This window comes from Gilliamella sp. LMG 34362 (genome assembly GCF_984569125.1).
This window is the reverse complement of record NZ_OZ474902.1, coordinates 2,178,877-2,193,638: the sequence shown is the minus strand read 5'-3', so window position 1 is coordinate 2,193,638 and position 14,762 is coordinate 2,178,877. Positions and strand designations below refer to the sequence as shown.

Here is a 14,762-nt window from a genome sequence, read left to right as displayed (position 1 = left end):
CGCTATACCTTCTTATAACGCAATTTATGAATGTATTTTCTATTTCAGCACACAAACAAAATATAATTCATTATCTTTTAACTGCCATTCAATAGCGCCTTTTGTTGCACCTACTACATATTGGTTATTACTATCTCTTTCGTCCGAAGTCCAATATAAACGTCCTTTAGGGAAATGGTTACCGGGATAGGTGTGATGATAATAGTTTTCTTCGTTAGTTACATCACCCCATTCAGCTAAAAGATTGTTTCCAACCCGACGATAATAGTGATTTGTTGTAATAGCTAGACAATTATCTGAGTTATTATCAGACTGGCAAGCACCACCACTCGTTATAAGACTTTGGTCACTGTTGGTTAAATCTTCAATAGATGGAATGATATAGTTTCCCTGACAAATACTTCTACGTTGATTATAAGGATAAAAATCTTGGCTGGGTGCGGAAAACCATTTCTTAATAGTAAACGAATAAATATCTTCACCGTTGGATTTTATAGAAAATGTAGGATTTGCTTCAGTGGCTTCTCCTAGCAATTTGACTTGAACAGCCGTGTTAGCTAGGTGGCTATCTACATCATTATCACTAATTTTTTTTATCTCTACATTTACTCCCTTTGAACTATTTGATGATGTTATTGTCGATAAATCAAATGGTACGCCAGCTATAAACATGAGAAATCGTGCTTGATCAAACCCTGTATTTGGAAAACCACCAGAACTGACTTTATTAACGAAACCAGAATCAACTATGTATTGATTGTTATCGCCCCAAGTTAAATGGGCCCAGTCGCCAGTATAATCTCTATTTTCGAAAGGAAATGAGTTTACAATTGATGGTCGATTGGCACAAACGGTAGGTTTGATCGCATTGTAAATCAAAAAATCACTCTTGGGCGTAGAATAAATTGTATAATTTGGTATGCCATATTCAGAGACTAAAGCGATGGTGCCTGAAATTCTGATATACGGATTCCACCCCAACCGTGCTAGTTCACAAAAGGTTCTATCTCTATCTGGTTCCAATAATAAATAAGATATATTGGCTGCTCGATAGAACCAATCTATTTTAAAACCGTCATCAGGTGGGGTTATTTTGGCTATAACATCGCCGTCATCATCAGAGACATTCTGGCTATCAATTGGATTAGTAGGTGAAAATGGCATTATTATAGGTTCAAAACCATAATCAGACTTTAACATCGTTAACAATTGATTGGGTGTGGTGGTATTAGGATCAACCTGAGGGAAATTTATGGATTTTATTGTGTTATTTAAACTATTCAATTCAGCGTTTATTGTAGTTTGTAATTTTACTCCAAAATAGTGAAAGTTTTGTTGATTATATTCTCGAGATCCATTTATGCCTATCGCATCTGGGTTAATAAAATAGGGGGCGGAACCATGAATAACTGCTACTGTTTTTGCATCCAAAGCCAAAGCTAAATCGTTCATTAAAAACACTGAAATTAAAAAGAATATGATAAATCGTGTTAACCATGGAAATTGAGAAAACAGAATAAATTTAAATCCTTTCAATAACATCATCTTACCTTACCTTTTAATTCTTAAATTTAAATAAAAAATACATTTATTGTGTTTAAATTATGCTGATACTTATTACTACAAACTTAGATCGTAAAAAGCTTAATTCTTGGATAAAAATGTTTTTCTTATGAATTGCATTATTAGGTAGAGCTTGAAACTAAAAGTTTAGTTACGTAAAAAATCCATGTGTGAAAATATGGCATTTAACACATGGATAATTATGTAGTGGATCGTTATTTATATAAATTTACATAAACTGTTTGAGCTGTGTCGGCACGATTGGCAGAGACTTCTTTAACATAATAGAAATGAGCATCATTAGCGATAGCATATTTTTGTGCAGCGGCACTAATTTCGCTAGTATTATTAAATGTGCCATGGAACACAATAGTTTGATAAGGTTTCATTACTTTGAAAGCATCACTAGTGATTTCATAAGCATCTTGACCTGCAATTGCTTTAGAGATAATAAAGTCACGGACAGGTGCATCTTTTTTATATAAAGCAACATCGATTTCCTGCTCATTATTTTTAACATCATCGGCAGTAATTGAATACACATAAAATGCATAAGCATTTTTTTCAGCAGCTATTTTACTTGCTGAATCCATTATTTCAGATGTGTTGTTGTAGCTACCTTTGAATTTGACTATTTCAAATGGTAAATAATAAAGAGCTTTAGATCGTGGATAAAGCACAATGCCGTTATGGGTAGCTTCATCTTTGCTTACAGCAATTGGTGCATTTGATAAATAAATATCAGCATAAACAATAGCACGATCGGTTGAAGTTCCAGTAGCTGGTTGTTCAATACCAGTGATATGATAATATTTTGCTCCAGCTTCATCAGCAGCTTTAGATATATCATCTGCTGCATTTTGTGCTTGTAAATAGCTACCAGTTACTGAAATTTCTTTGTAAGGAATGAGGTTATTACTTTCTTCAGCTGTTAATGGTAATGCCGCATAAGTATTGGCAACAGGTAAAGATAATAGTAAAGCTAATGCAATAGATGATTTATTAAAACGTTTCATAATAATGTCCTTCATATTTATGTTATAAAAATTAAAAAACAATTTGTAACGCTTATTCTATGAGGGTATTGCATGAGAGTTTTTTAAACAAGAATAACGCTCTCGAAATAATTTTTTTACTAATTTTTTCAGACAGCTAGATAAAACAGGGTAGAAATGATAGAAATGAGAAATAACCGATTAATAGTATATATTAATCAAAATATTTGTGTAGGTACCACTTGGTTTTTTTTGAAAAAATTTTTCTTAAAGCATTTTATGTTAAAGTCAAAACTGAATCATATTTAATTTAGCTGTAATTTATAATTGGGCATTACATTTGATGGTTCTTATAAAACTATTAATAATTTGTGCAGTTAATCCCCAAATAACAAAATTTTCATATTTATAAAAATAAACATCATGTTGTGACTTTTGTTGCCAATTTGCTGTTCGATTAGGTACCAATTCAAATGGAAAATTGTCGTCAGGTTTAAAACCAACTAACATAGTGGCTTGTTTCGGTTGATGGTTAATAAACCATTCAAGTGGAACCGTAAAAATAGATTCAACTTCATCTTGATTAAGTAGCAAATTATCTAAAGATTCAATTTTTGCGACAAATGGATAAATCATCATCCCTAATGAAGCAATAAATTTCGGTAATTGTCCTAAAATAGTTATTTGATCAATAGTAATGCCTAACTCTTCAAAGGTTTCACGTTTAGCTGTATATTCAGGGTTATCATCAGTTGCTTCAACGCGACCACCAGGAAAACAAATATCACCGGGTTGCCATTTAAGTTTCTTTGAACGTACTTGAAAGAGTAGGTGTAATTGATTTTCGATAGTTATAATTGGGATTAAAACAGCAGCTTTATTAATAGTATGAAATTGGTTTTTGGTTTTTGTTAAAGATTGTGATATTTTTTTTATTGTGGCCATAATATTTATTTCGTTTTATTTTTAGATTTACATTCTTTTTACGTTATAATATAAACTTATTGGAGAAATTGTTCGTCAATAGTACATCTGTTTCACCTGAATCATACTATGCAATACGATATTAATAACATAAAAAAAGAACTTGATGATCTTGCTATTCTGAAACATGAGCGAGCTCGGAGTGGAATGCCTTTGGAATTCCAACGAGTTTTTTCATTGTTACCAGTGCTTTTTCATTTTCATCATCCAGATCTTCCCGGTTATCTAAATATAGAAACGCCATCAGGTATTGCATACTATCAACCTTCAAACGAGGTTATTGAACAACTACAACATTGTTTCAATTTTAATAACACTACACAGAAAAAATATTCTGATATATCTGCACTATATTCAATGGGTAGTACTTGCTCTATAGGACAGGCAGTTACCTCGGATCTTGATATATGGGTTTGTATCGAAAATAATTTATCTACGGTTAAAAAGCAAGCTTTAATAACAAAGTGTCGATTGATTGAAGAGTGGGCTGAAAAACTTGGTGTAAAACTTACTTTATTTGTCGTTGATGTCGATCGATTTATCAACCAACATCATGAATGTTTGATGGGTGAAAACTGTGGTTCAGCACAACATATTTTATTGCTTGAAGAGTTCTATCGTTCGGCCAATCTTTTAGCTGGTAAACGACTGCTATGGTTTGCAGTTCCAGCTGATTTTACAATTAATGATGTTACTTACCCAACTTATGAAACATGTGTTCAAGCATTGGTGGTTGCTAATATAATCAAACGTGAAGAATGGATCGATTTTGGACCACTTACAGGATTGTCTGCAGAAGAGTATTTTGGTGCAAGTTTATGGCAACTCTATAAAAGTATCGATTCACCATTTAAAGCTGTATTAAAAACATTACTACTTGAAGTTTATTCTTCAATCTATCCTGAAAATAGACCAATTGCTTATGAAATGCGCGAGTATATTCAAAAAGGTGAAATTCATGTTCATCATTATCTTGATTCATACTCTATGTTGTTAGATCGAATTTCTAATTATCTAATTGAAATTAGAGATTTTCAACGTCTTGAGTTGGTAAGACATTGCTTTTATTTAAAAGTAAATGAAAAATTATCAGATAATGATCAACCATCATCATGGCGTCGTAAAATATTACATGAATTAGTACAACAATGGGGATGGAAGCATAAGTTATTGGTAAAATTGGATGCCAGTAAAACATGGAAAATAGAACAAGTACGTGAAATACACGAAATAATGCTCCACACAATGATGACAGGTTATCGTAATTTACTCAATTTTGGACGTCGTAATAACTTAGATTCACTTATTAGCCCACAAGATTTGGCCATACTGACTCGTAAATTATATGCCTCTTTTGAAGTTTTACCGGGTAAAATTTCAACATTAAAACTTAATATTTCGGATAATCTGCAAGAAGAGGTATTAACTTTTATTCATGTCAAAGAAGATCGTATTAATCGAGCCGGTTGGTATGTTTATAATCAAACACCTAAACTAAATTCTATTATCGGTCATCAATACTTAGAATATAGTAAATACTTAGTCAAATTAGTTGGTTGGTGTTACTTTAATGGTTTAATTTCTGATTCAACTAATTTTTATTATTACGATGGTGATGAACGAGAAAATCAAAGAATAACCAAGCTCATCGAAGATCTGAAAAATTATTTTCCGATAGATGTACCTACCGCGACTGAGGAACAGTTATATGGGCCTTGTGAAATACGCCATTTAGCTATTATCTTGAATTTAGAAGATGATCCAACTATTAATTTAGAACTTGAGGATGAAATTAGTACTAATGTTTTAAATTATGGTAAGCAAGAATTAAGTTTAGTTGGTTCTATCGATTTACTTTATCGTAACTCATGGAATGAGATTCGCGTGTTACATTTTAGCGGTTCTTTATGTGTACTTGAAGCTATAAAAGCATTACTTAATCGTATGCATAAAGATGCCGATTTACCTAACTCAGTCGAAATTTTTTGTTATAGTAAATATCTTAGTCATGAAATCCGTAAACAAATGAAAAAACTGATGGATGACTGTGTTGATTTACGATTAACTACTACTAAAAATAACTTAACTCAAGTCAAACCACTTAGAATAGATGGTGCTTCATGGTATCTATTTTTTGAACGATTTGGCGTTTCATTTCATCAGTTTGAAAATGCTATTGATTTTTATGGAGCGGTATCGAATAATAAGGTTCAAGGTAGGCCGTTAAATATCTTAGATGAAAGCAATGAATTACCTAAAGAGATAGATAGCGTCGCTTATGAAGGTATTATTCAATTCTTCTTTGAAGATACCATTTCAGGATTTGACTTATATATTTTAAATGAACATAATCAAATAGAAATATACCGTAATTGTAATGGTACTAAAGAAAATATGGTTAAAGATATCAATGATTTTTATGTATTATCTGATGACCGTTTTACTTTCACTACCAGTAGCTCAGTTAATTTTAATTTACCGCAATTTTATCAGATCACATATAATGATGCGGGTGAGCGCGAAATCTTCTTATTGAATTAATTATCTAAAAAAATTTATCCAAAAATTTAATAAAATCATTATCTTTTAGTATATAAATAATTAAAAATGAAAATGATTGATTCAAAAAATGAAATTTCTATTAAAATAATGGGAACTTTTTTTAAATTTACGAATCTAACTGTTAGAGTGCACAGTTTTGGGCCAACTAATAGTTATTAACATAATAAGGAATGGCCTTTAATGGGGGAGCAAATAACAGACCAAGTTTTAGTTGATCGCGTTTTAAACGGAGATAAAAATGCGTTTAATTTACTTGTTGTTCGTTATCAAAATAAGCTAGCTCATTTGGTATCACGTTACGTTTTACCTTCTGAGGTCCCTGATGTTGTGCAAGAAACCTTTATCAAAGCTTATCGTTCGTTAAGTTCTTTTAAGGGTGAAAGTATTTTTTATACTTGGTTGTACCGAATTGCGGTTAATACAGCAAAAAATTATTTAATTTCGCAAGGTCGACGACCGCCATCTTCGGATATTGATGCTAGTGAAGCTGAAAGTTATGAAGGTGCCGACTCATTGAGAGTTGTCGATAACCCAGAAAGTTTGGTTCTTTCTAAAGAAGTTGAAAAAGTTGTATTTGATGCAATTGAAGCATTACCTGATGATTTGAGAACTGCTATCACATTACGTGAAATTGACGGTCTAAGTTATGAGGAAATTGCCGAGATTATGGGAACACCGGTTGGAACAGTTAGATCACGAATTTTTAGAGCTCGTGATGCTATTGATGAAAAAATTAAACCTTTAATTGGTTAAATAAATTAAGTAGCAAGACATTTAAGGTATCTACTATGCAAATAGAACAGAAACAGCAACTTTCATTATTAATGGATGGTGAGTTAACTGATCAACACTTTGTTGAAATGGTTACTCATGATGAAAGTTTGCAATCCTGCTGGCATCGTTATCATATTGCAAGAGACGCAATGCGAGGAGAATTGCACGGTAGTTCATTAACATTAGATATTACTAATCAAGTTGCTTTGGCGATTGCTGGTGATGATTTATATCCACAATTAACTGAGCAACCATCTCAAAATGAGATTTCAATTCCAAAAGCCGAAAATCTATTCTGGATACGAATGAAAGATATTATGGCTAAAGTTAGTCAAGTTGGATTAGCTGCTTGTGTTACATTAGCTATTATTGCTGGAGTTCAATATCATCAAGGTCAATCAGATGAAGCTAGTGGTGCGCCTACGCTAAATACTATCCCTATGGGGGTAAACGTTGCGCCTGTTGGTGGTATACAGCAACATAATGATCAGCAACTTCTTGAAAAAAGACAATATGATAAGATTAGGTTGTTGGTTCAAGATTATGAATTACAAAAAAGGTTAAATGCTCGTTAACTTAAAATGAATGTTCTTTATTCTTTGATAAGACTTAAGCTGAAACAGAGTAACAATTTTATTATTACTCTGTTTTTTATATTTTTCTCCGCATCAGTTATGGCTGAAGAAACACATGATGCTTTGAGTTTACTCAATAAAATGACCAAAGCGGTGCAGACAAGAGATTATCAAATTCATTTTGTTGCCCAAGATAAAGATCAATATGCAACTACTTTTGAATATAATCATTTAGGTGCTAATAAGAAAGAGAATATTAATGCTCAACTGCTTTATCTTGAAGGTCCAGCTAAAGAGATAATTTTACATAATAATACCACTAGTTATTTTCAACCTGATAGTCCTTCTTTTTCGATTTCAAGTTCCCGCATTACAGAAGCTTTTCCTGACGTTGTTTATAATGATTTTAATTCATTATCTAATATCTATGATTTTATTTTATTAGGAAAAGCTAGAACGGCTAAGCGAGGCGCTCAATTAGTCAAAATTATTGCTAAAGATAAAGATCGTTACAGTTATGTTATATGGATCGATGACGAAAATTTTTTACCTCTTCGCATTGATTTATTAGATGAAGATAATGATATTGTTAATCAATTAAAAGTGGTTGATCTTGATAAAGACTTTGATGCAAAAAAATTTAAAAATTATATTGATAATCGAACCTATCCAATTTTATTATCAATTGAAAAACAAAATAATCTTCTTGATGCATGGCATTTAGCATGGTTACCTAAAGGGTTTAAAGAAATAGCTGCTTATAATGTTAATTTTTATAGCTCTGATATAGCGACTAAGCTGTTTTCTGATGGTGTGTTTTCATTTACTGTAAATGTTTCTTTAGAGCAGGCCAGTCAATTAAATCAGATTATACAGCAAGGTGGCCGAACGATTTTCTCAACTAACATGGGTAATAAAAATATTATAATTATTGGCAATTTACCACAAGTGACAATAGAAAAAATTGCACAAAATATTGTTGAGAAATCACCGGAAAACTCTCGATAACACTATGCTTACTCACTATTAATGTGTAGAATGTCTGCTTTCAAATTCGTGATTATTTGACTTGTTATTTATAGCCAATAACATTAATGATAATTAACAGTACATAACTAAAATATAACTTATTGATATGAATAAAAATATCCGCAATTTTTCAATTATTGCTCATATTGACCATGGTAAATCAACGCTTTCTGATCGTATTATCCAAATTTGTGGTGGACTTTCTGATCGCGAAATGGAAGCTCAAGTTCTAGACTCGATGGATTTGGAACGTGAACGAGGGATTACGATTAAAGCTCAAAGTGTTACTTTAGATTTTCATGCTAAAGATGGCCAAACATATCAGCTGAATTTTATTGATACTCCTGGACATGTCGACTTCTCTTATGAAGTATCACGCTCGTTAGCTGCATGCGAAGGAGCATTATTGGTAGTCGATGCTGGACAAGGTGTTGAAGCGCAAACACTTGCCAATTGTTATACGGCACTCGATATGGATCTAGAAGTCGTGCCAGTACTTAATAAGATCGATTTACCTGCCGCTGAACCTGAACGAGTGGCAGAAGAGATTGAAGACATTGTTGGTATAGATGCTAGCAATGCAGTCAGATGTTCAGCGAAAACCGGTGTTGGAGTAGTTGATGTACTTGAACAACTTGTTCATGATATTCCTGCACCCGAAGGTGATTCCAATGCACCATTACAAGCGCTAATTATTGACTCATGGTTTGATAACTACCTAGGTGTTGTATCACTAATTCGTATTAAAAATGGTGAACTGCGCAAAGGTGAGAAAATCAAAGTTATGAGTACCGGAATGACTTATAATGTTGATCGTTTAGGTATCTTTACACCAAAACAAGTTGATAAAGACTGTTTACATTGCGGTGAAGTAGGTTGGGTGGTTTGTGCTATTAAAGATATCTTAGGTGCACCAGTCGGTGATACCTTAACATCAGCTAGAGCACCTGCTGAGAAAGCATTACCAGGTTTTAAGAAAGTTAAACCACAAGTCTATGCAGGTTTGTTTCCAACTAGCTCAGATGATTACGAAGCATTTCGTGATGCATTAGGTAAATTAAGCCTTAACGATGCTTCACTTTTTTATGAACCAGAAAATTCAGGTGCATTAGGATTTGGTTTCCGTTGTGGTTTCCTTGGCTTGTTGCATATGGAAATCATTCAAGAACGATTAGAGCGCGAATATAACCTTGATCTTATTACAACAGCTCCAACGGTAGTTTATGAGGTTTTAACCACTCAAAATGAAATCATTTATGTTGATAGCCCTGCTAAACTACCGGCCGTAAACAATATTCAAGAACTGCGTGAGCCGATAGCTGAATGTAATATTTTAGTACCACAAACTTACTTAGGTAATGTAATAACATTATGTGCTGAAAAACGTGGTGTACAAGTTAATATGGTTTATCATGGCAATCAAGTTGCATTAACTTACGAAATACCAATGACCGAAGTTGTGTTGGATTTCTTTGATAAACTTAAGTCGACTTCACGTGGTTATGCTTCCTTAGATTATAGTTTTAAACGTTTCCAAGTTGCTGACATGGTAAGACTTGATGTATTGATTAATGGTGAACGAGTTGATGCATTGGCACTTATCACGCACAAAGATAATGCACCTTACCGTGGCCGAGAATTAGTGGAAAAGATGAAAGATCTTATTCCTCGTCAACAGTTTGATATAGCAATTCAAGCGGCAATTGGTAATCATGTAATAGCACGTTCTACAGTAAAACAATTACGCAAAAACGTATTAGCCAAATGTTATGGCGGTGACGTTAGTCGTAAAAAGAAACTTTTACAGAAGCAAAAAGAGGGTAAAAAACGCATGAAGCAAGTAGGTAATGTTGAACTGCCTCAAGAAGCGTTTTTAGCAATTTTGCATGTAGGAAAAGATTAATCAGTTAAAGAGGAAAACAAATGGCTGGAACATTTGCCATCATATTAACACTAGCAACCTTTATTACCGCAATCTTCTGGTTTTTAGAAAAATTTAGATGGAAACCAGCTAGACAACGTAAAGTAGAAGAAGTGCGTAAAGCCCATAATGGTGAGGTTGATGGGCGAATCCTTGCTGAGGTTGGAAAACCAAAAGGTTGGGTAGAAAGCTTAGCATCTTTTTTTCCGGTTTTATTCGTGGTTTTTGTTATTCGTTCATTTATCTATGAACCCTTTCAGATTCCTTCAGGGTCAATGATGCAAACTTTATTAATTGGTGATTTTATTGCTGTAGAAAAATTTTCTTATGGCTTAAAAAATCCAATTAACAATAAAGTACTAATTGCTACAGGAAAACCCCAAAGAGGTGACGTTGCTGTATTTAAGCACCCTAACATACCGCAAATGGATCTAATTAAACGTGTGGTTGGTTTACCTGGTGATAAGATTGTTTATTTGGTTAATGAAAAGAAAATAGTTATTTATCCTGCGTGTCAAACAGCGGATAATAATTGTGTTGGTCAACGATCTGAACCATTAGATTTGCACTATACTCAACCACAACCAAGTAATTGGAAACAAGTACACGAAAAAGATAAATCTAACCCAAGTTTTTATACCTTGGAACAATATAAGGACAAAGGTATTGTTGATTCTCAATCCATGAGAACGTTTGATATAAAAATTCAACAAGAAACCTTGGGTAACAAGTCGCATGATATTTTAACCACGTCAGGAATAGAGGAAGATCCGAGTTATTATTATCATCAAAAAGGTCAACCGGTTGCTACTTGGGTAGTACCACAAGGTAATTACTTTATGATGGGTGACAATCGTGATAATAGTGGTGATAGCCGATATTTTGGTTTTGTTCCCGAAGAAAACTTTGTTGGTCGTGCAACCGCCATTTGGATTAGTTTTGAAAAACAACCTGATGAATGGCCTACAGGAATTCGATTCAGCCGTATCGGTGGGATCCACTAACTGTGATAACTATGAAAAATTTGAATCAAATACAACAATCGATTGGTTATCATTTTAATGATACATCTTTACTGCAACTCGCACTAACTCATCGCAGTGCGAATAAAATGCACAATGAGCGGCTAGAGTTTTTAGGTGATTCAATCCTTAGTTTTGTTATTGCTGATGAACTTTATCATCGATTTAGCAAGCAAGATGAAGGTGATCTTAGCCAAATGAGAGCAAGTTTAGTTTGTGGTCAAACTCTTGCTGAAATGGGTAAAGCGTTTAAATTAGGTGATTACCTTATCTTAGGTCAAGGCGAATTAAAAAGTGGTGGTTATCGCCGTGAGTCGATTATTTCTGATGCCGTGGAAGCTATCATCGGTGCTGTTTATTTAGATAGTAATATTGAAAATATTCGTCAGTTAATTTTAGCTTGGTATACAACACGTTTAAACGAAATTAAACCGGGCATTAAGCAAAAAGATGCTAAAACACGATTACAGGAATATTTGCAAGGTATTCGACATGAACGACCATGCTATTTAATTCTTGAAGTTACTGGTGATAATCATGAGCAAGAGTTTCTCATTCAATGTAAAATTGACAATGATGATCATCAATATTTAGGACGAGGTTTAAGCCGTCGTAAGGCTGAACAAGCCGCAGCTCAAGAAGCACTAAACCAATTAGGTATAAAATGACAGAATCAAAACAACATTGTGGATTTGTTGCCATCGTCGGGAGACCAAATGTCGGCAAATCAACTTTATTAAATCAACTACTTGGCCAAAAAGTATCAATCACTTCACGTAAGGCACAAACTACACGCCACCGTATTGTAGGTATTGATACTCAAGGTGATGATCAAATTATCTATATTGATACCCCCGGTCTTCATATTGAAGAAAAAAGAGCGATTAACCGTTTAATGAATCGTGCTGCTAGCAGTTCAATTGGCGATGTTGAATTGGTTATCTTTGTTGTTGAAGGCACGCACTGGACTGATGATGATGAAATGGTTGCAGGCAAACTTAAAGATTGTAAGGCCCCCGTATTGCTGGTGATCAATAAAATTGACAATGTTACGGATAAAACCCAACTGTTGCCTCATATTCAAGAAATCAGCCAAAAGATCAACTTTTTGGATGTTGTGCCTATTAGTGCTGAAAAAGGCGAAGGTGTTGATATCATCAAAGACATTGTTAAAAAACATTTACCTGTTGGTGAACATCATTTCCCAGAAGATTATATTACTGATCGTTCACAACGGTTTATGGCATCAGAAATCATCCGTGAAAAATTGATGCGCTTTTTAGGTGATGAATTACCTTATTCTGTCACGGTTGAAATAGAACAATTTAAAGTCGATGAACGTACAGGCATGTACCGTATCAATGGTTTAATTTTGGTTGAACGTGATGGTCAAAAGAAAATGGTCATTGGTAATAAAGGTGAAAAAATCAAAAAAATTGGCATAGAAGCACGTAAAGATATGCAATTATTTTTTGATAATAAAGTTCATTTAGAATTATGGGTAAAAGTTAAAGCCGGCTGGGCTGATGATGAGCGAGCACTTCGAAGTTTAGGCTATAGTGACGATTAACCCAAATTCTTTTGTATAAAAATCAGGCAAGATTTTGCCTGATGATTACTTTCTAATTTATTAACTCCTGTTCCGATTTATTTTTCAAAAGTTAATGCTAAACATCTACTCTGGTTTTATATATAATAGCCTCTCACTGACTTGGATTTAGAATTTTAATTTCGGAGCTTTTTCATGCAGCAGTTTCGTCCTATCCGTCGTGCTCTACTTAGTGTTTCTGATAAAACAGGAATTATTGAATTTGCCAAAGCCTTATCAGAGCGTAATGTAGAACTCCTTTCCACTGGTGGTACCGCCAAACTATTAATTGACAACCATATTCCTGTTACAGAAGTATCTAATTATACTGGTTTTCCTGAAATGATGGATGGTCGAGTTAAAACCTTACATCCTAAAATACATGGTGGTATTTTAGGTCGTCGGGGTGTTGATGATGACATCATGCAACAACACCAGATCGATCCAATTGATATGGTTGTTGTGAACTTATACCCTTTTGCAAAAACTGTTGCTGATCCAAATTGTAGTTTAGAAGATGCGATAGAAAATATCGATATTGGTGGGCCAACCATGGTACGTTCTGCAGCTAAAAATAATAAAGATGTTGCGATTGTGGTTGATTGTCAGGATTATAACACAATCATTGATATGTTGGATAATCAACAAAATTGCCTCTCCTTTAAATATCGTTTTAGTCTAGCAATAAAAGCTTTTGAACATACAGCTCAATATGACGGCATGATTGCTAACTATTTTGGTAAACTTGTCCCACCATATTATGGTGACACTGATAAGCCTGCTGGAGAGTTTCCTCGAACTTTAAATCTGCAGTTTATTAAAAAACAAGATATGCGATATGGTGAAAATGCTCATCAACAAGCTGCGTTTTATGTTGAAGAACAACTTGAGCAAGCCTCTATTGCAACCGCTAAACAGCTACAAGGTAAAGAATTATCCTATAATAATATTGCCGATACTGATGCTGCATTGGAATGTGTAAAATCCTTTGATGAACCTGCTTGTGTAATTGTTAAACACGCCAATCCATGTGGTGTTGCAGTGAGTGATAATATTTTAACTGCATATTTAAATGCTTTTAAAACTGACCCAACCTCTGCATTTGGTGGCATTATTGCTTTTAATCGCCCTTTAGATGCTAAGACCACCCAAACTATTGTCGATAAACAATTTGTTGAAGTGATTATTGCACCTTCAATTGACCAAGAAGCATTAGCTATCACACAAACTAAAAAGAATGTTCGTGTACTTGAATGTGGTAGTTGGTCGAGTAATTCTACAACTAGTTTAGATTTTAAACGTGTTAATGGTGGGGTTCTTGTACAAGAAAAAGATTTAGGTATGGTTACTAAAGATCAGTTAAAAGTTGTTACCAAACGCCAACCAACTGAAAAAGAACTATCCGATGCGCTATTTTGTTGGAAGGTAGCAAAATTTGTTAAATCTAACGCCATTGTTTATGCCAAAGATAATATGACAATTGGTATTGGTGCAGGGCAAATGAGCCGTGTTTATTCAGCGAAAATTGCCGGCATCAAAGCAAAAGATGAAAACCTAGAAGTTGCTGGTTCGGTAGTTGCTTCTGATGCTTTCTTTCCATTTAGAGATGGCGTAGATGCAGCCGCTGCGGTGGGCGTTACTTGCGTTATTCAACCGGGTGGATCGATTCGTGATGATGAAGTGATTCAAGCCGCAAACGAGCATAATATTGCGATGATTTTTACCAATATGCGTCATTTTAGGCATTAA

Annotated in this window: 12 protein-coding genes; 9 read left to right on the top strand and 3 right to left on the bottom strand. The window is 34.0% G+C overall.

The genetic code is table 11. The features are described from left to right. Positions 1–39: 39 nt before the first annotated feature. From AC5LWZ_RS10025 to AC5LWZ_RS10015, 3 genes are all read right to left on the bottom strand, one after another. Positions 40–1,545, bottom strand: a complete 1,506-nt coding sequence (locus AC5LWZ_RS10025) for a hypothetical protein (protein WP_493463623.1) — start codon at positions 1,543–1,545, stop codon at positions 40–42. 233 nt (positions 1,546–1,778) lie between these two features. Further along, entirely contained in the window at positions 1,779–2,579 is an 801-nt protein-coding gene (locus AC5LWZ_RS10020) for a YdgH/BhsA/McbA-like domain containing protein (protein WP_198220773.1), read from the bottom strand. Positions 2,580–2,879: 300 nt separating this feature from the next. Next, entirely contained in the window at positions 2,880–3,503 is a 624-nt protein-coding gene (locus AC5LWZ_RS10015) for an NUDIX hydrolase (RefSeq protein WP_493463622.1), read from the bottom strand. A 108-nt stretch (positions 3,504–3,611) separates the two neighbouring features. Between AC5LWZ_RS10015 and AC5LWZ_RS10010 the strand changes: the two genes are divergently transcribed. The 9 genes from AC5LWZ_RS10010 to purH all read left to right on the top strand — a co-directional run bounded on the left by AC5LWZ_RS10010 (position 3,612) and on the right by purH (position 14,762). Next, complete coding sequence (locus tag AC5LWZ_RS10010; protein ID WP_493463621.1) at positions 3,612–6,083, top strand: class I adenylate cyclase; 2,472 nt, start codon at positions 3,612–3,614, stop codon at positions 6,081–6,083. Between the two features lie 201 nt (positions 6,084–6,284). Then, complete coding sequence (gene rpoE, locus AC5LWZ_RS10005) at positions 6,285–6,857, top strand: RNA polymerase sigma factor RpoE (RefSeq protein WP_198200610.1); 573 nt, start codon at positions 6,285–6,287, stop codon at positions 6,855–6,857. A 35-nt stretch (positions 6,858–6,892) separates the two neighbouring features. Continuing rightward, positions 6,893–7,453: an RseA family anti-sigma factor gene (locus AC5LWZ_RS10000; RefSeq protein WP_493463620.1), complete on the top strand. Its 561-nt coding sequence runs from the start codon at positions 6,893–6,895 to the stop codon at positions 7,451–7,453. 99 nt (positions 7,454–7,552) lie between these two features. Then, positions 7,553–8,461 carry a MucB/RseB C-terminal domain-containing protein gene (locus AC5LWZ_RS09995; RefSeq protein ID WP_493463619.1) on the top strand — a complete coding sequence of 303 codons (909 nt, stop codon included), beginning with the start codon at positions 7,553–7,555 and terminating at the stop codon, positions 8,459–8,461. A gap of 127 nt (positions 8,462–8,588) precedes the next feature. After that, entirely contained in the window at positions 8,589–10,385 is a 1,797-nt protein-coding gene (gene lepA, locus AC5LWZ_RS09990; protein ID WP_065578602.1) for a translation elongation factor 4, read from the top strand. 20 nt (positions 10,386–10,405) lie between these two features. Further along, positions 10,406–11,407: a signal peptidase I gene (gene lepB, locus AC5LWZ_RS09985; protein WP_110447323.1), complete on the top strand. Its 1,002-nt coding sequence runs from the start codon at positions 10,406–10,408 to the stop codon at positions 11,405–11,407. Positions 11,408–11,418: 11 nt separating this feature from the next. Then, on the top strand, positions 11,419–12,093 hold the full coding sequence (gene rnc / locus AC5LWZ_RS09980; RefSeq protein WP_110448027.1) for a ribonuclease III: 675 nt from the start codon (positions 11,419–11,421) through the stop codon (positions 12,091–12,093). Next, positions 12,090–12,995 carry a GTPase Era gene (gene era / locus AC5LWZ_RS09975; RefSeq protein WP_110447324.1) on the top strand — a complete coding sequence of 302 codons (906 nt, stop codon included), beginning with the start codon at positions 12,090–12,092 and terminating at the stop codon, positions 12,993–12,995. The genes rnc and era overlap by 4 nt, the downstream gene beginning before the upstream one ends. A 174-nt stretch (positions 12,996–13,169) precedes the next feature. Then, positions 13,170–14,762, top strand: coding sequence for a bifunctional phosphoribosylaminoimidazolecarboxamide formyltransferase/IMP cyclohydrolase (gene purH / locus AC5LWZ_RS09970; RefSeq protein WP_493463618.1), 1,593 nt, complete (start codon positions 13,170–13,172; stop codon positions 14,760–14,762).

What these genes read in the sequence shown, in the direction of transcription:
- era (WP_110447324.1), top strand. Translation starts at nt 12,090, where the DNA reads ATGACAGAATCAAAACAACATTGTGGATTTGTTGCCATCGTCGGGAGA.
- rpoE (WP_198200610.1), top strand. Translation starts at nt 6,285, where the DNA reads ATGGGGGAGCAAATAACAGACCAAGTTTTAGTTGATCGCGTTTTAAAC.
- purH (WP_493463618.1), top strand. Translation starts at nt 13,170, where the DNA reads ATGCAGCAGTTTCGTCCTATCCGTCGTGCTCTACTTAGTGTTTCTGAT.
- rnc (WP_110448027.1), top strand. Translation starts at nt 11,419, where the DNA reads ATGAAAAATTTGAATCAAATACAACAATCGATTGGTTATCATTTTAAT.
- AC5LWZ_RS10025 (WP_493463623.1), bottom strand. Translation starts at nt 1,545, where the DNA reads ATGATGTTATTGAAAGGATTTAAATTTATTCTGTTTTCTCAATTTCCA.
- lepB (WP_110447323.1), top strand. Translation starts at nt 10,406, where the DNA reads ATGGCTGGAACATTTGCCATCATATTAACACTAGCAACCTTTATTACC.
- AC5LWZ_RS10010 (WP_493463621.1), top strand. Translation starts at nt 3,612, where the DNA reads ATGCAATACGATATTAATAACATAAAAAAAGAACTTGATGATCTTGCT.
- lepA (WP_065578602.1), top strand. Translation starts at nt 8,589, where the DNA reads ATGAATAAAAATATCCGCAATTTTTCAATTATTGCTCATATTGACCAT.
- AC5LWZ_RS09995 (WP_493463619.1), top strand. Translation starts at nt 7,553, where the DNA reads ATGGCTGAAGAAACACATGATGCTTTGAGTTTACTCAATAAAATGACC.
- AC5LWZ_RS10015 (WP_493463622.1), bottom strand. Translation starts at nt 3,503, where the DNA reads ATGGCCACAATAAAAAAAATATCACAATCTTTAACAAAAACCAAAAAC.
- AC5LWZ_RS10000 (WP_493463620.1), top strand. Translation starts at nt 6,893, where the DNA reads ATGCAAATAGAACAGAAACAGCAACTTTCATTATTAATGGATGGTGAG.
- AC5LWZ_RS10020 (WP_198220773.1), bottom strand. Translation starts at nt 2,579, where the DNA reads ATGAAACGTTTTAATAAATCATCTATTGCATTAGCTTTACTATTATCT.